The organism is Micrococcus sp. H39-S4, from assembly GCF_027158145.1.
GTDB classification, from domain to species: Bacteria; Actinomycetota; Actinomycetes; order Actinomycetales; family Micrococcaceae; genus Micrococcus; species Micrococcus luteus.
In genome coordinates this window covers 154,277-175,292 of sequence record NZ_JAPVLT010000006.1, presented here as the reverse complement: position 1 = coordinate 175,292, position 21,016 = coordinate 154,277, and the positions used below count along the sequence as shown (strand labels likewise).

19 protein-coding genes are annotated in these 21,016 nt (G+C 73.3%); 12 read left to right on the top strand and 7 right to left on the bottom strand.

Annotated elements, in window-relative coordinates; all coding sequences use genetic code 11:
• From tsaB to O3T09_RS08025, 4 genes are read left to right on the top strand one after another with little or no spacing between them, the layout of a single operon-like run.
• Window positions 1-672, top strand: a complete 672-nt coding sequence (gene tsaB, locus O3T09_RS08040) for a tRNA (adenosine(37)-N6)-threonylcarbamoyltransferase complex dimerization subunit type 1 TsaB (RefSeq protein WP_036315870.1) — start codon at window positions 1-3, stop codon at window positions 670-672.
• Window positions 669-1,256, top strand: coding sequence for a GNAT family N-acetyltransferase (locus tag O3T09_RS08035; protein WP_036315873.1), 588 nt, complete (start codon window positions 669-671; stop codon window positions 1,254-1,256). The genes tsaB and O3T09_RS08035 overlap by 4 nt, the downstream gene beginning before the upstream one ends.
• 26 nt (window positions 1,257-1,282) lie before the next feature.
• Window positions 1,283-2,374 (top strand): tRNA (adenosine(37)-N6)-threonylcarbamoyltransferase complex transferase subunit TsaD, encoded by a 1,092-nt coding sequence (tsaD, locus tag O3T09_RS08030; protein WP_070708738.1) that lies wholly within the window; start codon window positions 1,283-1,285, stop codon window positions 2,372-2,374.
• Between the two features lie 50 nt (window positions 2,375-2,424).
• Window positions 2,425-2,955, top strand: coding sequence for a hypothetical protein (locus tag O3T09_RS08025; RefSeq protein ID WP_036315877.1), 531 nt, complete (start codon window positions 2,425-2,427; stop codon window positions 2,953-2,955).
• Window positions 2,956-2,963: 8 nt separating this feature from the next.
• On the opposite strand, the gene O3T09_RS08020 is transcribed toward O3T09_RS08025, so the two are convergent.
• From O3T09_RS08020 to O3T09_RS08000, 5 genes are all read right to left on the bottom strand, one after another.
• Window positions 2,964-3,995, bottom strand: coding sequence for a cation diffusion facilitator family transporter (locus O3T09_RS08020; RefSeq protein ID WP_036315880.1), 1,032 nt, complete (start codon window positions 3,993-3,995; stop codon window positions 2,964-2,966).
• The gene (locus O3T09_RS08015; RefSeq protein ID WP_036315883.1) at window positions 3,992-4,486 is read right to left on the bottom strand and encodes an ABC transporter substrate-binding protein; all 495 of its coding nucleotides are present in this window, start codon (window positions 4,484-4,486) and stop codon (window positions 3,992-3,994) included. Before O3T09_RS08015 ends, O3T09_RS08020 begins: the two co-directional genes overlap by 4 nt.
• Window positions 4,487-4,491: 5 nt before the next feature.
• Window positions 4,492-5,523, bottom strand: a complete 1,032-nt coding sequence (locus O3T09_RS08010) for an NAD-dependent epimerase/dehydratase family protein (protein WP_269295480.1) — start codon at window positions 5,521-5,523, stop codon at window positions 4,492-4,494.
• Window positions 5,520-6,695, bottom strand: a complete 1,176-nt coding sequence (locus O3T09_RS08005) for an alcohol dehydrogenase catalytic domain-containing protein (RefSeq protein WP_036315890.1) — start codon at window positions 6,693-6,695, stop codon at window positions 5,520-5,522. The genes O3T09_RS08010 and O3T09_RS08005 overlap by 4 nt, the downstream gene beginning before the upstream one ends.
• Before the next feature lie 82 nt (window positions 6,696-6,777).
• Window positions 6,778-7,974, bottom strand: a complete 1,197-nt coding sequence (locus tag O3T09_RS08000; RefSeq protein ID WP_269295479.1) for a glutamate--cysteine ligase — start codon at window positions 7,972-7,974, stop codon at window positions 6,778-6,780.
• A 69-nt stretch (window positions 7,975-8,043) separates the two neighbouring features.
• On the opposite strand from O3T09_RS08000, the gene O3T09_RS07995 reads away from it, so the two are divergent.
• From O3T09_RS07995 to O3T09_RS07975, 5 genes are all read left to right on the top strand, one after another.
• Window positions 8,044-9,375 carry a THUMP-like domain-containing protein gene (locus O3T09_RS07995; protein WP_269295478.1) on the top strand — a complete coding sequence of 444 codons (1,332 nt, stop codon included), beginning with the start codon at window positions 8,044-8,046 and terminating at the stop codon, window positions 9,373-9,375.
• A 170-nt stretch (window positions 9,376-9,545) separates the two neighbouring features.
• Entirely contained in the window at window positions 9,546-10,610 is a 1,065-nt protein-coding gene (locus O3T09_RS07990; RefSeq protein ID WP_069941273.1) for a siderophore ABC transporter substrate-binding protein, read from the top strand.
• Window positions 10,607-11,665, top strand: a complete 1,059-nt coding sequence (locus O3T09_RS07985) for an ABC transporter permease (protein ID WP_081339222.1) — start codon at window positions 10,607-10,609, stop codon at window positions 11,663-11,665. The genes O3T09_RS07990 and O3T09_RS07985 overlap by 4 nt, the downstream gene beginning before the upstream one ends.
• On the top strand, window positions 11,658-12,746 hold the full coding sequence (locus O3T09_RS07980; protein WP_036315899.1) for an iron chelate uptake ABC transporter family permease subunit: 1,089 nt from the start codon (window positions 11,658-11,660) through the stop codon (window positions 12,744-12,746). The genes O3T09_RS07985 and O3T09_RS07980 overlap by 8 nt, the downstream gene beginning before the upstream one ends.
• Window positions 12,743-13,498, top strand: coding sequence for an iron ABC transporter ATP-binding protein (locus O3T09_RS07975; protein ID WP_002857584.1), 756 nt, complete (start codon window positions 12,743-12,745; stop codon window positions 13,496-13,498). Before O3T09_RS07980 ends, O3T09_RS07975 begins: the two co-directional genes overlap by 4 nt.
• A 205-nt stretch (window positions 13,499-13,703) precedes the next feature.
• Here the strand turns inward: O3T09_RS07975 and O3T09_RS07970 are convergent, their stop codons facing one another.
• Window positions 13,704-14,681: a hypothetical protein gene (locus O3T09_RS07970; RefSeq protein ID WP_036315903.1), complete on the bottom strand. Its 978-nt coding sequence runs from the start codon at window positions 14,679-14,681 to the stop codon at window positions 13,704-13,706.
• Window positions 14,682-15,318: 637 nt separating this feature from the next.
• Here O3T09_RS07970 and groES point away from each other — a divergent pair.
• The 3 genes from groES (at window position 15,319) to O3T09_RS07955 (ending at window position 19,404) form a co-directional block, all read left to right on the top strand.
• Window positions 15,319-15,615, top strand: a complete 297-nt coding sequence (groES, locus tag O3T09_RS07965) for a co-chaperone GroES (RefSeq protein ID WP_002857590.1) — start codon at window positions 15,319-15,321, stop codon at window positions 15,613-15,615.
• 108 nt (window positions 15,616-15,723) lie between these two features.
• Window positions 15,724-17,331 carry a chaperonin GroEL gene (gene groL, locus O3T09_RS07960; protein WP_123244326.1) on the top strand — a complete coding sequence of 536 codons (1,608 nt, stop codon included), beginning with the start codon at window positions 15,724-15,726 and terminating at the stop codon, window positions 17,329-17,331.
• 447 nt (window positions 17,332-17,778) lie between these two features.
• Window positions 17,779-19,404, top strand: a complete 1,626-nt coding sequence (locus O3T09_RS07955) for a BCCT family transporter (protein ID WP_331282720.1) — start codon at window positions 17,779-17,781, stop codon at window positions 19,402-19,404.
• Window position 19,405: 1 nt separating this feature from the next.
• On the opposite strand, the gene O3T09_RS07950 is transcribed toward O3T09_RS07955, so the two are convergent.
• Complete coding sequence (locus tag O3T09_RS07950; RefSeq protein ID WP_269295477.1) at window positions 19,406-20,839, bottom strand: dicarboxylate/amino acid:cation symporter; 1,434 nt, start codon at window positions 20,837-20,839, stop codon at window positions 19,406-19,408.
• Between the last annotated feature and the right edge of the window lie 177 nt (window positions 20,840-21,016).

Sequence of the window (21,016 nt, the reverse complement as noted above, 5' to 3'; positions counted from 1 at the left end):
ATGGCCCTGCTCCTCGCGATCGACTCCTCCGCCGCCGCCTCCGTCGCCGTCCTGCGGGACGGTGAGGAGCTCGCGCGCTGGGCCACGGACGACACCCACGCCCACGCCGAGGTGCTCGCCCCCGCGGTGCAGACCGTGCTCGGCGAGGCCGGCGTCACCGGCACCGCGCTGGACGCGCTCGCGGTCGGTGTCGGCCCCGGACCCTTCACGGGGCTGCGCGCGGGCCTGGCGACGGCGGCCGCCCTCGGCCTGGCGTGGGACGTGCCCGTGCACGGGGTCCGCAGCCTCGACGCGCTCGCCCACGCGGCCGGCGTCGACGCCTTCCGCCACGGGATCGAGGAGTTCGTGGTCGCCACGGACGCCCGCCGCCGCGAGGTCTACTGGGCCCATTACGCGCAGGTCGGCGGGCAGCCGACGCTGCTGCACGGCCCCTTCGTCTCGCCGGCGGACGAGGTCACCCCGCTGCCCGTCTACGGCGCGGGGGCCGGGCTCTACCCCGAGGCGCTGCGCGCGGTGCCGGACTGGGAGTCGGCCACGCCGTCCGCCGTCGGGGTGGGGCAGGTGGCCGAGCTCGCCCTGCGGCGCGGCCGAGGCCTCGTGCCCGCCGAGCCGCTCTACCTGCGCGAGTCCGACGCCAAGGTCCCCGGCCCCCGCAAGCGGGCGGGCGCGTGAGCCCGGCCGAGCCGGCCCCGACCGGCGACGGGCGCCCCGCCGAGGACGGGCACGGGCTGCCGCCCGGGTACCTGCTGCGCCCCATGACCGTGTGGGACGTCCCCGAGGTGCTCGCCCACGAGGCCACGCTCTTCCCGCTCGACGCCTGGCCCGCGCACTTCTACGAGGAGGAGCTCGCCCAGACCGGCCCCGCCGGCGGACGGGACGCGCACGGCCGCCCGCCCACCCGGGACTACCGCGTGGTCGTCCGCGACGTGGCCGCGCCCGGCTCCGCGGACGAAGACGGCCCCGCGCCCGGCGAGATCGTCGGCTACGGCGGGATCATGGTGGTCGGCGACGTCGCCGACGTGCAGACCGTGGGCACGGTCGCGGCGGCGCAGGGGCGGGGGATCGGCGCGGCTCAGCTGCGCTGGATGGCCGCGGAGGCCGCGGCGCGCGGCGCGAGCGCCCTGATGCTCGAGGTCCGGGCCTCCAACGCCGTCGCCCGGCGGCTCTACGCACGCCACGGATTCCAGGAGCTGCACGTGCGCCGCCGCTACTACCCGGGCGGCGAGGACGCCGTGATCATGCGCAAGGCCCTGTGACCGGGCCGCTCACTAGACTGGAGCCCATGCCCACCGCCACCGCAGCCCCCCTCGTGCTCGGCATCGAGTCCTCCTGCGACGAGACCGGCGTCGGCGTCGTCCGCGGCACCGCCCTGCTGGCCCACGAGGTCGCCTCCTCCGTCGAGGAGCACGTGCGCTTCGGCGGCGTGATCCCGGAGATCGCCGCCCGCGCCCACCTCGAGGCCCTCGTGCCCACGATCCGCCGCGCCCTGGACACCGCCGACGTCACCCTCGCGGACCTCGACGCGATCGCCGTCACCTCCGGCCCGGGTCTGGCGGGCGCGCTCATGGTGGGGGTCGCGGGGGCGAAGGCGCTGGCCACGGCCCTCGGCACGCCCCTCTACGGCATCAACCACCTCGTGGCGCACGTGGGCGTGGGCATGCTGGACGGCGTGCGGCCCGCGCAGTGGGACGACCTGCCCGCGGACCTGGGCGCGCTGCTGGTCTCCGGCGGGCACACCGAGATCCTGCGCGTGGGCCGGATCAGCTCCGAGGTCGAGCTGCTGGGCTCGACCATCGACGACGCGGCCGGCGAGGCGTACGACAAGGTCGCCCGGCTCATCGGGGCGGGCTACCCCGGGGGCCCCGTGATCGACCGGCTCGCCGCCCAGGGCGACCCGACGGCCTTCCGCTTCCCGCGCGGGCTCACCGCGGGCAAGTTCGTCGGCAGCGCCGAGGAGCCCGGCCCGCACCGGCACGACTGGTCGTTCTCCGGGCTGAAGACCGCCGTCTCCCGGGCCGTGGAGCAGTTCGAGGCCCGCGGCCTCGAGGTGCCGCGCGCGGACATCGCCGCCTCCTTCCAGGAGGCCGTCGCCGACGTGATCACCGCCAAGGCCGTCCGCGCCTGCCGCGAGCACGGGCTCACCCACCTGATGCTCGGCGGCGGCGTCGCGGCGAACTCGCGCCTGCGCGCCCTGCTCGCCGACCGGTGCCGCTCCGCCGGCATCGAGCTGACCGTCCCGCCCGTGAACCTGTGCACCGACAACGGGGCGATGGTCGCCGCGCTCGGCGCACGCCTGGTGCGCGACGGCGTCGCCCCCTCCGACGCGTGGTTCGGCGCGGACCCGGGACAGCCGGTCGAGATCGTCAGCGTCTGACCGCGCCCGGCCTCTTGCCGCCACGCCCACGCGTTCCGTAGACAGGGCCCGTGACCGGCCTTGACCACCCCCGCCCCGAGCCCACCTCTGCCGCCGTGGACGAGGAGATGCTGGAGGACTTCCTCAATCAGCACCTGCTCGGCTCCCGCTCCGGTGTGAAGGCGTTCCGCGCCGCCGAGCAGACCTGGGCCGGCACCCCGCAGGAGGCCGCGCTGCGCCGCATCGGCGACGGCGTCCAGGAGGACCAGGACCGCCTCGAGGCGCTCATCGGCGAACTGGGCCTCCGCACCCCGCTGGTGGACCGGGCCGCCGGCGCGGCGGCCGAGGTCGGCGGACGCCTCAACCCCGTGAACGCGCTGCGCACGCGCGGCTCCGCCTGGACACAGGTCGAACTGGACCTGCTGCAGGGGATGCTCCAGGCCAAGCTCTCCATGTGGCGCGTCCTCGAGCAGCTGGCGCCGCACCTGCCGGCGGTCGATGCCGCCGAGATGCGCGGGTTGTGTGAGAAGACCGCGGAGCAGCGGCGCGAGGTCGAGCGCATCACCTCCGCCACCCTCGAGGGCCGGTTCCTGGCCGGCTGAGGCCCGGGCTACTCCTCGCCCGTCTGATGCTCCCCGGACCGACCGCCGTGCACCTCGGCGGGCAGCTCGTCCACCGGGGCGACGACGACGTCCTGCAGCTTCCAGTCCAGGGCGGCGATCGCGTCCCGCAGCGCGCAGCAGCGGCCCACCGTCACGTCCGCCCCCTCGTGCGGCACCACGAACATCTCGACGTGGAACACGTGGCCCTCGTCCCGGACGCGGGCGCCCGCGTGGCGTACCCACGGCTCCGCCCAGGCGACCCGCTCGGCACGGTCGATGAGCGGGTGCGGCCGGGCGCCGTCGATCGTGGCGGCGCGGCGATCCGCCAGGTTCGTGACGGCCTCCTTCAGGTTCTTCCAGCCGTCCAGCACGATGCTCACGCCCACGAAGATCGCCGCAGCGGAGTCCGCCCACCACCAGCCCAGGCCGATGCCGGCCACGCCGACGATGGTGGCCACGCCCGTCTGCCAGTCCGCCTTGTTCATGTCCGCGTCCGCGTGCAGCACGCGGTCGTGGAGCTGCTCGGCCAGCCTGAGCTTCTTGTGGCCGAGGATCATGGGCCCGGGCACGGACAGGGCCATCACGGCCATCATGAACCAGCCCTGCCACACGGTGTGCCCGAACAGGTCGAACGTGCCGATGGGCGGGTGCTCCGCCATCACCAGGCCCAGCACGGAGTCGCCGACGAGGACCACGCCCATCACGGACAGGGCGACGGCGGCCACGAGGTGCCCCACCCCGACGGACCGGTGAGAGCCGTAGGGCCGGGCCCGCGTCGGGGCCATGCGGGCCACGCGCAGGGCGATGAGGAACGCGATCGGCGGGATCAGGGACAGCAGGTCCTCGATCCACGCGGCACGCATGGCCTGCGAGGAGCCCATCACGACCGCTACGAGGACGATCGTGACCACCAGCACCCCCAGCGTCGCCCATTCGAGCCGCTTGGCCTGCTGGACCACGCGCTCGATCTCCGGGGGCAGCTCCGTGGCGCCGAAGCGGCGCCCGCTCGGCCCCGTCTCCCGGGTGTTCCGCCGCGTCATCGGGCCTCCTCCGCTGCGCGCTGGTCGAAGTACGCCTCGAGGGCCGTGAGCATCTGATTCTCACCCAGGGGCACGGCCATCACGAGCTTCACCGGCTCGCCGTCCGGACCCTGCGCCTCGGCGTAGTCGCGGGTGATGCTCGCGTGCGACGTCCACGGGGACGCCGACGTCAGGCCGCCGGCCACCAGGTCCACGTCGCCCTTCTCCAGCGCGGTCATGAGCGCCTCCTCCCCGGCCACGGTCCACTCGACGCGTGCGTCGTGCGCCGCCGCGAACCCGCGGATCAGGTCGGGCTCGGGGCCGACGGGCTCGGCGCCCGAGGCGTCCACGTGGGGCGGGTGGTGCACGACGCCGGCGCGCAGCACCCCGCCCGTGACGCGGTCCAGGGTGCCGTCCGGGTCGGCGGGGTAGCCGGAGGAGGTGCAGGCGGTGAACCCGAGGGCGGCGCCCCCGAGCAGGCCCGTCAGGGCGGCCCGGCGGGTGAAGGTCATCGCCCTCATTCCGTGGGCGAGTGCGAGCGGTGCCCGGCGTTGCCCAGACCTTCGGCACCGTCGAGATGGTCAAGCACGAGGCGGACCGCCTCCCGGGCGTCGGTGGTCTCGGACCAACCGGTCGCGGCGCGCAGGGCCGTGGTGTCCATGATGGGCACCGCTGCGGCCATGTCCACCCACCCCGGGTCGGTGGGCTGCAGCCGTGCCCGGTAGCTCAGCGCCGCGGCCGCGCGGAACAGGCCCACGGGCAGCTCCAGGATGCGGCGCGCCCCGAGGACGGTGCCCATGGTGTGCGCGTCCAGCACGGGGTCGGCGGCCACATTGAAGGCGCCGCCCGCCCGGTGGACGATCACGCGCCAGTACGCGTCCGCCACGTCCTGGGCCGTGAGCGCCTGGAATCGCAGGCCCCGCGGGAACGGGAGCACCGGAGTGCGCAGGCGGGCGACCAGCCGGGCGGGGACGAGGTCGCCCAGGAAGTAGTCCTTGATCTCGGGCCCGGCGGCGGACTGGAAGATCAGCCCGGGGCGCAGCCGGGTCACGAGCAGCTCGGGGTGCTCGGCCTGCACGCGGTCGAGGATCGACTCGACCTCGGCCTTCTGCGCGGCGTAGTGCGAGGTGGGGACCCCGGTGGTGGGATGGGACTCGGGCACGGCTCGGCCCTTCGGCCCGGGCCCGTACGCGCCCACCGAGGACGCGTAGACCAGGTGGGGCACGCCCGCCTCGGCCACGACCCGGAACACCCGCTCGTTGCCGGCCACGTTGACGGCGCGCAGGTGGTCGCGGTCGCGGTTGGGGCGGATCACCCACACCAGGTCGACGACGGCGTCGGCGCCGGCCACGATCTCGCGCAGCCGCCCCGCCGCCGTGGGCTCCGCCACGTCCAGGCGGTGCCACTCGACGCCGTCGTAGGGCGCTCCGGCCCGGTCCGGGCCGCGCCGGCTCACGCCCACGATCGAGCTCACCTCGTCCGCGGCCTGGAGGCGGTGCAGGACAGCGGTGCCGACGTTACCCGTCGCGCCCAGGACGACGATCCTCACGGCTTCAGGACCACCTTGACGCAGCCGTCCTCCTTCTTCTGGAACGTCTCATAGAGGGCGGGCGCGTCCTCGAGCGAGGCGGTGTGCGTGGTCAGGTCGAGCACGCCGAGGGGGTCGGACGGGTCGTCGAGCAGGGGCAGCAGGTCGTCCACCCAGCGACGGACGTTGCACTGGCCCATCGTCAGGGTGACCTGCTTGTCGAACAGGGTGAGCATCGGCATCGGGTCCTTCATGCCGCCGTAGACCCCGGAGAGCGACACCGTGCCGCCGCGCCGGACCGCGTCGATCGCGGTGTGGAGGGCGCTCAGGCGGTCGACGCCGGCGGTCTTCATGGCCGCCCGGCCGAGCGCGTCGGGCAGCAGGCCCACGGCGGTGTGGGCCGCATGCCCCGCCGGGGAGGCGTGCGCCTCCATGCCGACCGCGTCCACGACCCCGTCGGGACCGCGGCCGCCGGTGCGCTCGCGGAGCACCTCGGCCTCGCCGCCGTCGGCGTCCAGGACCTCGATGCCGTGCCGGGCCGCCATCACGCGGCGCTCGGGGACCGGGTCGACACCGATCACCCGGTACCCCAGGTGCACGCCGATGCGCGCCGCCAGCTGGCCGATGGGGCCGAGGCCGAGCACCGCGAGCGTGCCGCCGTCGGGGACGTTCGCGTACTGGACCCCCTGCCAGGCGGTGGGGACGACGTCCGAGAGGAACAGCCACTGCTCATCCGGACCGGTGTGCGGCACCTTCACGGGGCCGTAGTCCGCGTGGGGCACGCGCAGCAGCTCGGCCTGTCCGCCGGGGACGGAGCCGTAGAGCCGGGAGTAGCCGAAGAGTGCGGCGCCGGAGCCCTGCTCCCGCACCTGGGTGGTCTCGCACTGCGACTGCAGCCCGCGCTGACACATCCAGCACCGGCCGCAGGAGATGGTGAAGGGCACGACCACCCGGTCACCGGGCCGGATGTGGGTGACCTCGGACCCGACCTCGCGGACGATGCCCATCGGCTCGTGACCGATCACGTCCCCCGCGTCCATGAACGGCCCCAGGACCTCGTACAGATGCAGGTCCGACCCGCAGATGCCGGTCGAGGTGACCTCGATGATCGCGTCCGTCGGCTCCTGGATCCGAGGATCCGGGACGTCCTCGACGGCGACGTTGCGCTTTCCCTGCCATGTCAGTGCTCGCATGGTGCGACCGTAGCCGCGCCGGGCGGGCCGGCGGAAGCGTGCAGGCGCGGCGGGGCCGCAGCCTCGCCGGGGGAGCGGCCGCTCAGCCGGCGCGGCCGTCCAGCGACGCGCGGGTGCGGGCGGCGGCGTCCAGCACGACCGCGCGCAGCGGGGCCACCGCGTCATCCGTGTCCTCACCCGCGGCCGGCGGGCCGGCCAGGGCCTGTGCCTCCACACGACGCTGACGCGCGGCGCCGCCGTCGTCGATCATCGCCTGGACGCCGGCGAGCTCCGCCGCGCAGCCCAGCCGCTCGGCGACCGGGGTCAGTCGCTCGATCTCCGCCGGCAGGTGCTCCGCCAGCGGGACCTGGGTGCCCCGGGCGTCCACGATCACGGTGGCGTCCATGCCGTACCGGGCGGCGCGCCACTTGTTCTCCTGCACGTGCCACGGCGGCAGGACCTCGACCGTCTCACCGCGCTCCAGGCTCGCGGACAGGTCATCCACGAGGCACTGCGTGTAGGCGGTCACGGCGGCGATCTCCTCGAGCGTGGCCAGGCCGTCGCACGCGCGCATCTCCACCGTGCCCAGGCGGGGCACGGCCCGCACGTCCCAGCGGCACTCGGTGACGTCCGCGATCATGCCCACCTGCTCCATCTGGGCCACGCAGCGCTCGAAGTCCTCCCACTCCTGGAACTGGAACGGCAGGCCGGCCGTGGGCAGCTGCTGGAACAGGAGGGTGCGCTGGGACTGGTAGCCCGTGTCCGTGCCCGCCCAGAAGGGGGAGGAGGCCGAGAGTGCGAGCAGGTGCGGCACTCGGTTGACCAGGCCGTTCACCACCGGCATGGCCTTGGAGACGTCGTCCAGGCCCACGTGCACGTGCACGCCGAAGATCAGCAGCTGCCGACCCCAGTACTGGGTGAGATCCAGCATGCGGTCGTAGCGCTCACTGGGCGTCGAGGGCTGCGCGATCGCTTCCGCGAACGGGTGCGTGCCCTGGCAGAACAGGGAGATGCCCCGCGCAGCCGCGGCGTCGGCCACGCGCGCGGCGATCCGGCCGAGGTCCGCCGTCGCGGCGTCGACGCGCTCGTGCACACCCGTGACGAGCTCCACCGTGTTCTGCAGGAGCTCGCTGGTCATGTGCGGGTTCACGTCGTCCTCGGCGAGGCCCTCGGTCACATGCAGGGCGCGCAGCAGGTCCGGGGCCTCGGAGCGCAGCTCGCCGGACACGGCGTCCACGAGCGCGAGCTCCCACTCGATTCCGAGAGTGGACTGCGCGGAGTCGGCGAAGGGCAGAGTCATGCCGCCCATCCTAGAAGCCCCTGCCGGGTCTGCGCCCGGGGTCCACGCTTCGGACCTAGGGTGGGGCGCATGGCCCGCCCCCGCCCCGCCTCCCGCCCGCCGCGCCCCACGGCCGCCGCCTCGGAGGCGGACGCCACCGCCCTGGCCCCCGTCCTCGAGCCGGAGGGCCGCGCGCTCCTCGACTCCCTCGCCGGGTACCGCGAGGCCGACGCGCTCGCGGTCTCCTCCCGCCTGCGTGCGGCCGGGCATCCTCCGGAGCGCGTGGCCGCCGCGCTGACCCAGGCCGCGCTGCGGTCCCGGGCGGAGGCCCGCCTCGGGCGGCAGGCGCGCCGGATGCTGTTCACCCGCGACGGCCTGGAGCAGGCCACCCGCCCGCTGGTCGCGGGCCTGCACGCGGACCGGCTGGCGGCCGCGGGGGCCCGGTGCGTCGCCGACCTCGGCTGCGGTCTCGGCCTGGACGCGCGCGCCTTCGCCGACCGGGGCCTGGACGTCGTGGCGGTGGAGCGGGACGCCGTCGTCGCCGCGGCCGCCGAGGTGAACCTCGCCGGCCACCGCGGTGCGCGTGTGGTGCACGGCGACGCCGTGGCCTGGGCCCGCGCCCACGTGCCCGCCGAGGCGGACGCGGTGTGGCTGGACCCCGCCCGCCGTCAGGTCGGCGGGGGCGGGTCCGCGCGCGTGTTCGACCCCGAGGCGTTCTCCCCGCCCCTGAGCGTCGTGACGGACATCGCCGCGACGGGCGTGCCGGTCGGGGTCAAGCTCGGCCCGGGGCTCCCGCACGAGGCCGTGCCGGAGGGCGCCGAGGCCGAGTGGGTGAGCGTCGACGGCGACGTCGTGGAGGCCGCCCTGTGGTTCAACGCGGCGGCCCGCCCCGGGGTGCGGCGGGCGGCGCGCGTCATGACCGTCCGGGGCGGGAAGACGACGACGGCGCAGCTCGTCTCCGGCGCGGACTTCGGCGACTCGCCCGAGGTCGAGGCCGTGGGGGAGGAGGGCATGGCGGGGCTCGTCGGCGCGGTCCTGCACGAGCCGGACGGCGCCGTCATCCGGGCCGGACTCGTGACGGACCTGGCCGCGTCCTGGCCCGTGCCGACGCGGCAGCTGGACCCCCACCTGGCCTACCTCGTCGCGCCCGAGCCGGTGCGGGACGGCCTGGCCCGCGCCCATCGGATCGAGGCGGTGCACGGCTTCCACCTGGCCTCCCTGCGGCGCTGGGCGAAGGAGACCGGGGTGGGCCGGCTGGACGTGAAGAAGCGGGGCATCCGCGAGACGCCCGAGGAGGTGCGTCGCGCCGTCCTCGGCGGGGCGAAGCCGGGCCGGCGTGGCGGGGCCGGACGGCACGCCACCCTCGTGCTGGCGCGCGTGGGTCGGTCGCGGTTCGCCCTCGAGGTGACGCCGTTGGACTGACGGGGCTCGAGGCCGGGGGCCCCGGGCGGCGGGAGCCGTCGAACCCCCGTTGGGGGATTACGGCACCCTCGTGTACGGTATTCGACTGAGGCAAGGCTCACCTCTACGGGAGCGCGCCCACCACCCCGACTGCTCATCCCGGGGCAGCCCCGCCGCCCAGAAGGAGAACCATGCCGCGTTCCGCCCGCGCCCCCCGCCTCGCCCGTCTCGCCCTGACCTCGGTGGCGGCCCTCGCCCTCGTCGGCTGCTCCGCCGGCGGCGCGGCCACGGGCTCGTCCTCCGCGAGCGCCTCCGGCGAGTCCTCGGCCTCCGCGAGCGCCGCCGGCGGCTCCTCGGCCGCCTCGGGCGGCATCGCGACCGGGGTCACCGTCACCGACATGTCCGGCGCCGAGGTCACCCTGCCGGAGGAGGTCGACTCCGTCATCGCCACGGACAACCGCACCTTCCGCACGCTGGACGACTGGGGCGTCGAGCTGTCGGCCGCGCCGAAGCAGATCATGTACAAGGGCGAGGGCGGGCCCTCCTACCTCCAGGACGACTCGGTCGCCGACATCGGCAACCACCGGGAGCCGGACATGGAGCTGTTCGTCACCGCCGAGCCGGACGTCGTGTTCAACGGCCAGCGGTTCAACGAGCGCAAGGCCGAGATCGACGAGCTGACCGGCGACGCCGCCGTCGTGGACACGGACTTCGACGTCACGCAGACCCCCATGGACGAGGGCCTGAAGGAGCTGACCACCCTGCTGGGCGAGGCCACCGGCCACGAGGCCGATGCCGAGAAGCTCATCGCCGACTTCGACGCCGCCACCCAGCGCGCCAAGGACGCCTACGACCCCGAGCAGACCGTCATGGGCCTCATCGCCTCGGGCGGAGAGCTGTCGTACGTCGCGCCCAGCACCGGTCGCGCCATCGGCCCGTTCTTCGACATGCTGGAGCTGACCCCGGCCCTCGAGCAGTCGGGCACCGACAACCACCAGGGCGACGACATCTCCGTCGAGGCCATCGCGAAGTCGAACCCGGACTGGCTGATCGTCATGGACCGCGACGCCGCCATCGGCGAGGAGAACGCCACCGCCGCCGAGCTGATCGAGCGCTCCGAGGCCCTCCAGGACGTGACCGCGGTGAAGGAGGGCAACATCGTGTACCTGCCCGCCGACTTCTACGTCGCCGAGGACATCCAGAACCACACCACCGTCATGGAGGACCTCGCGAAGGCCTTCGAAGGCGCGCAGTGACTCTCGACGTGCGTCACCACGTCGCCGACGCCCCGCCCCGGCTCGAGGAGCCGGGGCGGGGCGACCGCGTGTGCTGGGTCCCGCCCGCCGTCCTGCGGCCCGAGCGCACCCGCTGGCAGCGCACCTGGCCGCTGCTGGTCGGCGTCGTGGTGACCGCGGCCCTCGTCGTGGTCTCGCTGTTCGTGGGCGTGTACGACGTCGGCGCGGAGGGCGGACGCGAGATGTTCGCCATCACGCGCGTGCCGCGCACGGTCGCCCTCGTGCTGGCCGGCGCCTCGATGGCGATGTGCGGGCTGATCATGCAGCTCATGACGCAGAACCGCTTCGTGGAGCCCAGCACCACGGGCACCACCGAGTGGGCCGGCCTCGGCCTGCTGGTGACCATGGTGCTCGTGCCGGGTGCGGGCCTGGTGACCCGGATGGTCGGGGCCATCCTCTTCGCCTTCGTCGGCACCCTCGTCTTCTTCCTCTTCCTGCGGCGGGTGCGCCTGCAGTCCTCCCTCATCGTGCCGATCGTGGGCATCATGCTCGGCGCCGTCGTGGGCGCCGCGTCGACGTTCCTCGCCCTCCAGACGGACATGCTGCAGCAGGTGGGCGCGTGGTTCGCGGGCTCGTTCACCTCCGTGGTCCGCGGCCGGTATGAGCTGCTCTTCCTCGTGCTGATCGTGTGCGTGGCGGTCTTCGTCATCGCGGACCGCTTCACCGTGGCCGGCCTCGGCAAGGACGTCGCCACGAACGTCGGCCTCAACTACGGCGCCGTGATCCTCACCGGCGTGGCCATGGTGGCCGTGGCCACCGGCGTGGTCACCGTGGTGATCGGGGCCCTCCCGTTCCTGGGGCTCGTGGTCCCCAACCTCGTGTCCATGGTGCGCGGCGACAACCTGCGGACGAACCTGCCCTGGGTGGTCATGGTCGGCGTGTGGATCGTGATCGTCTGCGACCTGATCGGGCGCACCGTGATCGCCCCGTTCGAGGTGCCCATCTCGCTGATCCTGGGCCTCGTGGGCGCGATCGTGTTCCTCGCCCTGCTGCTGAGGCAGGCCAAGCATGGCTGAGCCGCTCGCGACCGCCCCGGGTCGCATCCCCGCCCCGCCCGGTGGCGCCACCGCGGCCGGGCCCGTCGAGGCCGACGCCCCGCGCCGGTCCGGCGCGTTCGTCACCGCCGCCGACCGCCGGAGGTATGCGGTCGTCGTCGCCGTGCTGGCCGCCGTCGCCGTGCTCTCCACCGCCGGGATCCTGCTGTGGGGCAACGAGGCCGAACCCGGTTCGCGCGCGTTCTGGATGATCGCGCGGATGCGCGTGGAGTCCCTGGGCGTGATCGGCATCGTGGCGCTGTGCCACTCCTTCGCGACCGTCACCTTCCACACGGTGACGGGCAACCGCATCATCACGCCCTCGATCATGGGGTTCGAGGCGCTCTACACGGCCGTGTCGACCGTCGCCGTGTACGTGCTGGGAGCCGCCGGCGTCGCGGTGCTGACCGGGGTGGGGCCGTTCCTCGCCCAGGCCGCGCTCATGGTGGCGCTGGCGACGGCCCTGTACTCGTGGCTGCTCTCCCGGCCCTACGGCAGCGTCCATCTGATGCTGCTCGTGGGCGTGGTGCTGGGCGGCGGGCTGGCCGCGCTGAGCACGTTCATGCAGCGACTGCTGGACCCGAACTCGTTCGACCTGCTGAGCGCGCGGCTCTTCGGCAACATCTCCAACGCCCGGACCGAGTACGTGGCGATCGCCGCGCCCATCGCCGTCGTCGTGTGCGCGCTGCTGTGGCTGCGCTCCCGCCGCCTGAACACGGTGGCGCTCGGCGCCGACGCCGCGACCAACCTGGGCCTGCACCACCGGCGCGAGCTCATGGTGACGCTGCTGCTGGTCTCCGTGCTGATGGCCATGACCACCGCGCTCGTGGGCCCGATGACGTTCCTCGGCTTCCTCGTGGCGACGCTGGCGTACAGCCTCGTCGACACCCACGACCACCGGTTCATCCTCCCGGTGGCGGCGCTGGCCGGGTACGCGGTGCTCACGAGCGCCTACTTCGTGCTGCGGCACGTGTTCTACGCGGGGGGTGCGGTCACGGTGGTCATCGAGCTGATCGGCGGCATCACCTTCCTGGTCGTCGTGATGAGAAAGGGACGTCTGTGATCGAGCTGCGCGGCGTGGTGAAGCGCCACAGCGATGAGGTGTGCATCGGACCCGTGGACCTGGACATCCAGGCCGGGGGAGTGACCGCGCTCGTGGGGCCCAACGGGGCGGGCAAGTCCACGCTGCTGACGATGATCGGCCGGCTGCAGGACGCCGACGCCGGGACGATCGCCGTGGGCGGGCACGACATCACCACGACGCCGTCCCGGAAGATCGCGCAGACCCTGTCCATCCTGCGGCAGGAGAACCACTTCGTGACGCGGCTGACCGTGCGGCAGCTCGTGGGGTTCGGGCGCTACCCGTACACGCGCGGGCGGCTGACCCTGGAGGACGAGCGGCACGTGTCCGACGCGATCGACTTCCTCAACCTCGGCCCGTTCGAGAACCGGTACCTCGACCAGCTCTCGGGCGGCCAGCGGCAGCGCGCGTACGTGGCGATGGTGTTGGCGCAGAACACCGAGTACGTGCTGCTGGACGAGCCGCTGAACAACCTGGACATGCAGCACTCGGTGCAGATGATGCAGCAGCTGCGCCGGGCCGCCGACGAGCTGGGCCGGACCGTGGTGATCGTGCTGCACGACATCAACTTCGCCGCCCACTACGCCGACCGGATCGTGGCCATGGGCGACGGTCAGGTGGTGGAGACCGGCACCCCGGCCGAGATCCTGCGCCCTGAGGTGCTGGAGCGGATCTTCAAGACCCCCTGCAGCGTGGTGGACGGACCGCACGGGCCGCTGGCCGTGTACTACTGAGCGGGGCGACGGTGAGGTCGGCCCGGGTCGGTCCGGGCGGGGGTCGGGTGCCCGGCCGACGCGAGCGTTCCGTGGGCAGAACCCGCCGGGTCTCGCCTTCCGGGGGCAGGACCCGCGTGTTTCCAGGTTCCGTGGGCAGAAGCACCCTCGCTTCTGCCCACGGAACCCCTGCGCATGGACGGCAGGGCCATACGCGACGACGACGTCAGGCATCCCAGCCGTTCGAGACCTGTGCCCGTCGTCTGAGGACGGCCTCGATCACCCGCGCGTATCCCTCGCCGACGTCCCGGCTCGTGACGTGCAGGGTCATCTGCCCACGCTCCGCGTAGTACTGGTCTCGCCGGGCGTCCCGGGCGTGTTGCTCGGCACTCCGGTGCACCTCGCCGTCGTACTGGAGGACGAGCCGGCAGTCCTCGAACCACAGATCGGCCTCGGGGGCGTCCCGCCGCCCGGGGTCGAACACGTGCTGCAGCGTCGGCTCGCCCAGCCCCGCCTCGACGAGCGCCAGCCTCAACCGGGTCTCCTGCGGCGAGTCGGCACCCACCCGTACGCGCTCGAGCGCCGCCGTCGCCCGCGGTCTTCCGACGAACCGCCCGAGCGGCCGCATCGCCTCGTGCAGCGCGGTGACCGTGGTGATGGGAGGCCGCCGGCCGCGCGGGGACCAGGGGTGACGGACCAGGTGGTCACCCGCCGACACGAGGGATGCCTCGTCCCAGGGGTGGCCGATCGAGCACAGATCGAGCCAGGTCCGTTCCGGCGTCGTCACCCGTAGCCCGAGCACGGAGGTGACGTGGCCGGCGGGCAGGGGTCTGCGGTGCTCCATGACGCCGGGGATCCGCGCCCGTGCGGTGCCGCGGTGCAACGTGATCTCGACGGCGGCGCGTCGCGTGGCCCCGCCCGGGGGAAGCGGGAGGCCGTGGAGGTGCGCCGCCGTCTCGTGGGAGAGAACGGCGTCGGGACGGGACCGCAGGAGGGCGGTCAGCAGGTCGAGGCCGACCCCGTGGTGCGGCGGCGGGAGCCCGGCAGACTCCCAGGTGCGCAGCGGCATGTCACGGCGACGGTGGATGCCGCGGGCGAGGCGGAGGACGTCGGACCGCCGCACCCGGCTGGGCGGCAGACCGCGTTCGAGCACGTCGCGGGTGGTGAAGACGGGGACGAGGGGGAGATCGGGGGCGAAGGACATGGGTCGACCTTGACGCGGTCGGCCTGACGACGGCCGGGCGGGCCGCGTGTCTGTGCACACCGGCGCAGGGTGGGCCGGCTGTGCAGGACTCGGCGGCGGCCGGTTGTCCCGCCGGGACGACGTCGTCATGGCTCGGTGGGCAGAACTGCGCGGAGTTCCGCCCACGCAACATCCGTGGGCAGAAGAGAGGGCGCTTCTGCCCACGGAGACCGAAAACCTGCGGATGCTGCCCACGCGACGGGCGGGGGTGCGGTTTCTGCCCACGGAGGGTGGCGAGGGGGGAGGGTGGGGAGTGGGGGAGGGACAGGTTGCGGGCCGCAGTCGTGACCACTCCGCGTGCTCTTGGGCTCGGAACCCGCCCCGCCCGCCGCCCCACGGCATCCCACCGCACCGCGCCCCGCGCCCTCCGCCCACGGCGGACGGCGGGGACACGGCTGGCACTCATGTTGAAGGAGTGCCAGAACCCGGAGTAGAGTGGGCACTGGCACTCGGGGGTACCGGGTGCCAATGCCCGAGGTGGACCGTCCGGCACCGCGACGACGGAGGGTCTGACGCCCGTGGCGCACCCGCAGACCACAGCATCAGCGGTCCGGCGAGCCCGCCGGAGCCGCACGTCGACGAAGAAGGAGTGTGCAGCATGTCTGTCTCCATCAAGCCCCTTGAGGATCGCATCGTTGTCCGCCCCCTGGAGGCCGAGCAGACCACCGCGTCGGGCCTCGTGATCCCGGACACCGCCAAGGAGAAGCCGCAGGAGGGCCAGGTCGTGGCCGTGGGCCCGGGCCGGGTCGCCGAGAACGGCAACCGCGTGCCGGTCGACGTCGCCGAGGGTGACGTGGTGCTGTACTCCAAGTACGGCGGCACCGAGGTCAAGGTCGGCGGCGAGGAGTACCTGGTGCTCTCCGCCCGCGACGTGCTGGCCGTCGTCACCAAGTGACCCCGCCGCGACGGGCCCGGTGAGCGGCGCGCACCGCACCGGTGCGCGCGCCCCGGGCCCCTCGCGTCCCCGCACCCCCTGACTCCCTGAACGAAAGGAGCGTCCGTCATGGCCAAGCAGCTGGCTTTCAACGACGACGCACGCCGCGCCCTCCAGGCCGGCATCGACAAGCTCGCCGACACCGTCAAGGTCACCCTCGGCCCCAAGGGTCGCAACGTGGTGCTCGACAAGGCGTGGGGCGCCCCCACCATCACCAACGACGGCGTCACGATCGCCCGTGAGGTGGAGCTGGAGGACCCGTACGAGAACATGGGCGCCCAGCTCGCCAAGGAGGTCGCCACCAAGACCAACGACATCGCGGGCGACGGCACCACCACCGCCACCGTGCTGGCCCAGGCCCTCGTGAACGAGGGTATGCGCCAGGTCGCCGCCGGCGCCGCGCCGGGCGAGGTCAAGAAGGGCATCGAGGTGGCCGTGGCCGCCGTCGAGCGGCGCCTGCAGGAGAACGCCCGCCCGGTCGAGGGCCAGGAGGTGGCCCACGTGGCCGCCATCTCGGCCCAGAACGACGAGGTCGGCGAGCTGCTGGCCCGCGCGTTCGACACGGTCGGCACCGACGGCGTCATCACCATCGAGGAGTCCTCCACGACCTCCACCGAGCTGGACGTCACCGAGGGCATGCAGTTCGACAAGGGCTTCCTGTCCCCGTACATGGTCACCGACGCCGAGCGTCAGGAGGCCGTGCTCGAGGACGCCTACGTCCTGATCAACTCGGGCAAGATCTCCAACGTGCAGGAGCTGCTGCCACTGCTGGAGAAGGTCCTGCAGGCCAACAAGCCGCTGTTCGTGATCGCCGAGGACGTCGAGGGCGAGGCCCTGTCCACCCTCGTGGTCAACAAGATCCGCGGCACCCTGAACGTCGTGGCCGTCAAGGCCCCGGGCTTCGGCGACCGCCGCAAGGCCATGATGCAGGACATCGCGATCCTCACCGGCGCCCAGGTCGTCTCCCCGGACCTCGGCATGAAGCTCGAGCAGGCCGACCTGGACGTGCTCGGCTCCGCCCGCCGCATCACCGTCACCAAGGACGAGACCACCATCGTCGACGGCGGCGGTGCGGCCGAGGACGTCGAGGCCCGGGTCGCCCAGATCAAGGCCGAGGCCGCCGCGACCGACTCCGACTGGGACCGCGAGAAGCTCCAGGAGCGCCTCGCCAAGCTCTCCGGCGGCATCGGCGTGATCCGCGTGGGCGCCGCCACCGAGGTGGAGCTCAAGGAGCGCAAGCACCGCATCGAGGACGCCGTGTCCTCGACCCGCGCCGCCCTCGAGGAGGGCATCGTGGCCGGCGGCGGCACCGCGCTCATCAACGCGCTGACCGCGCTCGACACCGACGCCGACGTCCAGGCCCTGACCGGCGACGCCGCCGTGGGCGTGGACATCGTCCGCAAGGCCCTGAAGCAGCCGCTGCGCTGGATCGCCCAGAACGCGGGCGAGGACGGCTACGTGGTGGTCTCCAAGGTCGCCGAGCTGGAGCCGAACCACGGCTTCAACGCGAAGACCGGCGTCTACGGCGACCTGATCGCCGACGGCGTGATCGACCCGGTCAAGGTGACCCGCTCCGCGCTGGCCAACGCCGCCTCCATCGCGGCCCTCGTGCTGACCACCGAAACCCTCGTGGCGGACAAGCCCGCCGAGGAGGACGAGGCCGACCACCAGCATTGACCCCTGAGTCGGCCCTGACGCGGCCGGTCGACGACGACGGCCCCTCGCCCGCCCGGGTGAGGGGCCGTCGTCGTGCGGGCGGGAGACGACCGCCGTCCGGGGCGCCCCCTAGGGTGTGCCCATGGACACACCCACGCCGCCCCGTCCCACCGGGTCCCACCCGACCCGGACCCCGGCCCGGCCACGGCTGCGCCGCTTCGTCCGGGAGTTCTCCTATCCGCACGGCATCCACCCGGCCCTCGTGCCGGGCGTGTCCGTGGAGGACCGCCGGGTGCGCTACGGCGTGGACCGGGCGATCCTCACCGTCGTCGGCCTGCTGGTGGTCGGCTTCGTGGTGTGGGGCGTGCTGCAGCCGGACGCCGTCCTGGCCGTCTCGAGCGCGGCCCTCGACTGGGTGATGCTCCACGCCGGCTGGCTGTTCGCCCTGCTGGCCATCGGGATGGTGTGGTGTTCCTGCTGGCCCTGGCGTTCTCCCGGTACGGCGAGATCCCGCTGGGCCTGGACGGGGAGAAGCCGGAGTACTCCACGGCGAGCTGGTCGGCCATGCTCTTCGCGGCCGGCATCGGCATCGGCATCATCTTCTTCGGCCCGTACGAGCCGCTGACCTACTACCTGGCCCCGCGCCCGGGGGCGTATGAGGCGGGGAGCGAGGAGGCGGTGACGGGCGCGCTGGCCCAGGACGCGCTGCACTGGGGCGTGAACGCGTGGGCGATCTACGCGATCGTCGGCCTGTCGGTCGGCTACGTGTCCTACCGCCGGGGTCGGGTGCCGCTGATGAGCTCGATCATCGCGCCGCTGTTCGGCGACTCCCAGCGCAGCGACTCGGTCGGCGCGCGCCTGATCGACGGGCTCGCGATCATCGCCACCCTGTTCGGCACGGCGGCCTCGCTGGGCATCGGCGCCCTGCAGATCGGCCGCGGCGTGCAGATCGTCTCGGGCTGGTCCGCGCCGGGGAACACGGTGGCGCTGGGGATCATCGTGGTGCTCACGATCGGCACCATCTTCTCGGCGGTGTCCGGTGTGGCCCGCGGCATCCGGTGGCTGTCCAACATCAACATGCTGCTCGCCCTCGGCCTGGCGCTGTTCTTCTTCGTCGTCGGCCCGACGGCGTTCCTGCTGAACATCGTGCCCGGCGTCCTGATGGACTACGTCTCCTCCGCCCCGGACGCCCTCGGCGCCTCGATGGCCGAGGGGGAGGACATGCAGGAGTTCCTCTCCAGCTGGACGATCTTCTACTGGGCGTGGTGGGTCAGCTGGGCCCCGTTCGTGGGCGTGTTCATGGCGAAGATCTCGAAGGGCCGGACCATCCGCCAGTACGTCCTCGGCGCCCTGTTCATCCCGGCCGCGGTGATCGTCGGCGCGTTCACGATCATCGGCGGCACCACCATCTGGCCGCAGCGGACGCAGGGCTCCGTGGCGCCGGACGGCACGGCCGCGTCGCTGCCCGCGCCGGCGGAGATCTTCTGGGTGGTCCTGGACCAGCTGCCCGGCGGCGGGCTGGTGGCCCCGGTCGTGATCGTCATGCTGGCGGTCTTCTTCATCACGACGGCGGACTCCGCCTCGATCGTGAACTCGCAGCTCTCGCAGCGCGGCGCCCCGGCCCCGCGCCGCACGATCACGGTGTTCTGGGCACTGTGCATGGCGGGCATCGCCGTCGTGATGCTGCTGACCGGCGGCGACACCGCGCTCACCGGCCTGCAGAACCTCATCACCATCACGGCGCTGCCGTTCACCGTGGTGCTCGTCCTCATGGCGGTCGCGCTCCAGCGCGAACTGGCCAACGACCCCTTCGCGATCCGTGACCGGTACCAGCGGGCCGCCGTCGAGAAGGCGACGGTGCGGGGCCTGGTGGAGTACGGGGACGACTTCGCGTTCACGGTGGAGCGCACCCCGCCGGGCAGCTGGTACGCGGCCGGCGAGGGATTCGACTCCACCGCCGCGGAGATCACCGACTGGTACCGCCGCACGGACGAGGACGGGAACCCCGTGGACTACGACTACGTGCTGGGCGAGTACCTGGACGAGGGGGACGGCGCGGACGGGCCCGCCGGAGCGGGCCCGTCCGGTCGCTGACTCAGGCGCGCGGCTCCGAGGTGCCGACGAGCTGGGCGCGGGAGTCGGCGGTCGCGTGGGCGCGGGCCTCGACGATCTCCTCCTCGTCCTCGCCGAAGATGTCGCCGCGCGGGGCGTCGTAGCGGTCCCGGTCGAGGATGCCCTCCTGGGAGGCCACGAGGGCGGGGATGAGGGCCTGGCCGGACACGTTGAGGGCGGTGCGGCCCATGTCCACGATCGGGTCGACGGCCAGGAGCAGGGCCATGCCCTCGAGGGGCAGCCCGGCGGTGGACAGCGTGAGCGTGAGCATCACGGTGGCGCCGGTGGTGCCGGCGGTCGCGGCGGAGCCCAGCACGGACACGAGTGCCACGAGGGCGTACTGGCTCAGGCTCATGTCGATCCCGTAGAACTGGGCGATGAACACGGCGGCCACGGCCGGGTAGATCGCGGCGCAGCCGTCCATCTTGGTGGTGGCGCCCAGCGGGACGGCGAAGGAGGCGTAGCCGGTGGGGACGCCGAAGTTGCGCTCGGCCACCCGCTGGGTGACGGGCAGCGTGCCGAGGGAGGAGCGGGAGACGAAGCCGAGCTGGAACGCCGGCCACACGCCGGTGAAGAACTGCTTGGCGGAGAGCCCGTGCAGGCGCGCCAGCACCGGGTACACCACGAGCATCACGAGGGCCAGGCCCACGTAGATCGCCACCACGAACTTGGCCAGCGTGCCCATCGTGGACCAGCCGTAGGAGGCCACGGCGTTGCCCAGCAGGCCGATGGTGCCGATCGGGGCCAGGCGGATGATCCACCACAGCAGCTTCTGGATGATGGCGAGCACCGAGCGGGAGAACGTGAGGAACGGGGCGGCCTTCTCGCCGACCTTGAGCGCGGCCACGCCCACGACGATCGCGATCACGAGGATCTGCAGCACGTTGAACGTGGGGGAGGAGGCGAGCGCGCCGTCCTCGCCCGCCGTGGTCTTGACGGTCAGGCCGAGGAAGTTCGCCGGCACCAGGGAGGTCAGGAAGTCGAGCCAGCCGACGTCCTTGGCCTGGTACGACGCCGGCGCGGTCTGGCCGGTGCCCACGCCCGGCTGCAGCGCGACGCCGACGGCGAGGCCGATGAGCACCGCGATGAGGCTCGTGATGGCGAACCACAGCAGGGTCTTGGCGGCCAGGCGGGCCGCGTTGGTCACCTGGGCCAGGTTGGCGATGGAGGCGACGACGGCGAAGAAGACCAGCGGGACGACCGTGGCCTTCAGCAGGCTGATGTAGATGCTGCCGACGGTGGCCAGCGTCTCGCCGAGCCAGGTCGGGTGCTCGGAGGTGTGCCCCGTCGCGCGGGCGATCAGGCCCAGGACGAGGCCGAGGACGAGGGCGGCGGCGATCTGCCAGCCGAAGTTCGACGTCCAGGCGGGGAGCCGGCGTCGGGGCGCCGGTGCGGGGGAGGACTGTGCGGTGCTCATCCGGGGAGGTTAGGCGGTCCAATACCATGACGCCGAAACGGATTGCTCCATGTGACGTCGTGGTGACGTCCGTCTCGCCCCCGCGTGGCCCAGCGCGGGGGTCCTGTGATGTGGCCCTCACCCGGGTCGCCGGTTTGACCCCCGGGCATAGAATCGCGGAAACACCCGTCCCGAAAG

Excerpts from the sequence above, each read along its gene's own strand:
- O3T09_RS07990 (WP_069941273.1), top strand. The coding sequence starts at position 9,546 with ATGCCGCGTTCCGCCCGCGCCCCCCGCCTCGCCCGTCTCGCCCTGACC.
- groES (WP_002857590.1), top strand. The coding sequence starts at position 15,319 with ATGTCTGTCTCCATCAAGCCCCTTGAGGATCGCATCGTTGTCCGCCCC.
- groL (WP_123244326.1), top strand. The coding sequence starts at position 15,724 with ATGGCCAAGCAGCTGGCTTTCAACGACGACGCACGCCGCGCCCTCCAG.
- O3T09_RS07995 (WP_269295478.1), top strand. The coding sequence starts at position 8,044 with ATGGCCCGCCCCCGCCCCGCCTCCCGCCCGCCGCGCCCCACGGCCGCC.
- O3T09_RS08000 (WP_269295479.1), bottom strand. The coding sequence starts at position 7,974 with ATGACTCTGCCCTTCGCCGACTCCGCGCAGTCCACTCTCGGAATCGAG.
- O3T09_RS07980 (WP_036315899.1), top strand. The coding sequence starts at position 11,658 with ATGGCTGAGCCGCTCGCGACCGCCCCGGGTCGCATCCCCGCCCCGCCC.
- O3T09_RS07970 (WP_036315903.1), bottom strand. The coding sequence starts at position 14,681 with ATGTCCTTCGCCCCCGATCTCCCCCTCGTCCCCGTCTTCACCACCCGC.
- tsaD (WP_070708738.1), top strand. The coding sequence starts at position 1,283 with ATGCCCACCGCCACCGCAGCCCCCCTCGTGCTCGGCATCGAGTCCTCC.
- O3T09_RS07950 (WP_269295477.1), bottom strand. The coding sequence starts at position 20,839 with ATGAGCACCGCACAGTCCTCCCCCGCACCGGCGCCCCGACGCCGGCTC.
- tsaB (WP_036315870.1), top strand. The coding sequence starts at position 1 with ATGGCCCTGCTCCTCGCGATCGACTCCTCCGCCGCCGCCTCCGTCGCC.
- O3T09_RS08005 (WP_036315890.1), bottom strand. The coding sequence starts at position 6,695 with ATGCGAGCACTGACATGGCAGGGAAAGCGCAACGTCGCCGTCGAGGAC.
- O3T09_RS08020 (WP_036315880.1), bottom strand. The coding sequence starts at position 3,995 with ATGACGCGGCGGAACACCCGGGAGACGGGGCCGAGCGGGCGCCGCTTC.
- O3T09_RS08015 (WP_036315883.1), bottom strand. The coding sequence starts at position 4,486 with ATGACCTTCACCCGCCGGGCCGCCCTGACGGGCCTGCTCGGGGGCGCC.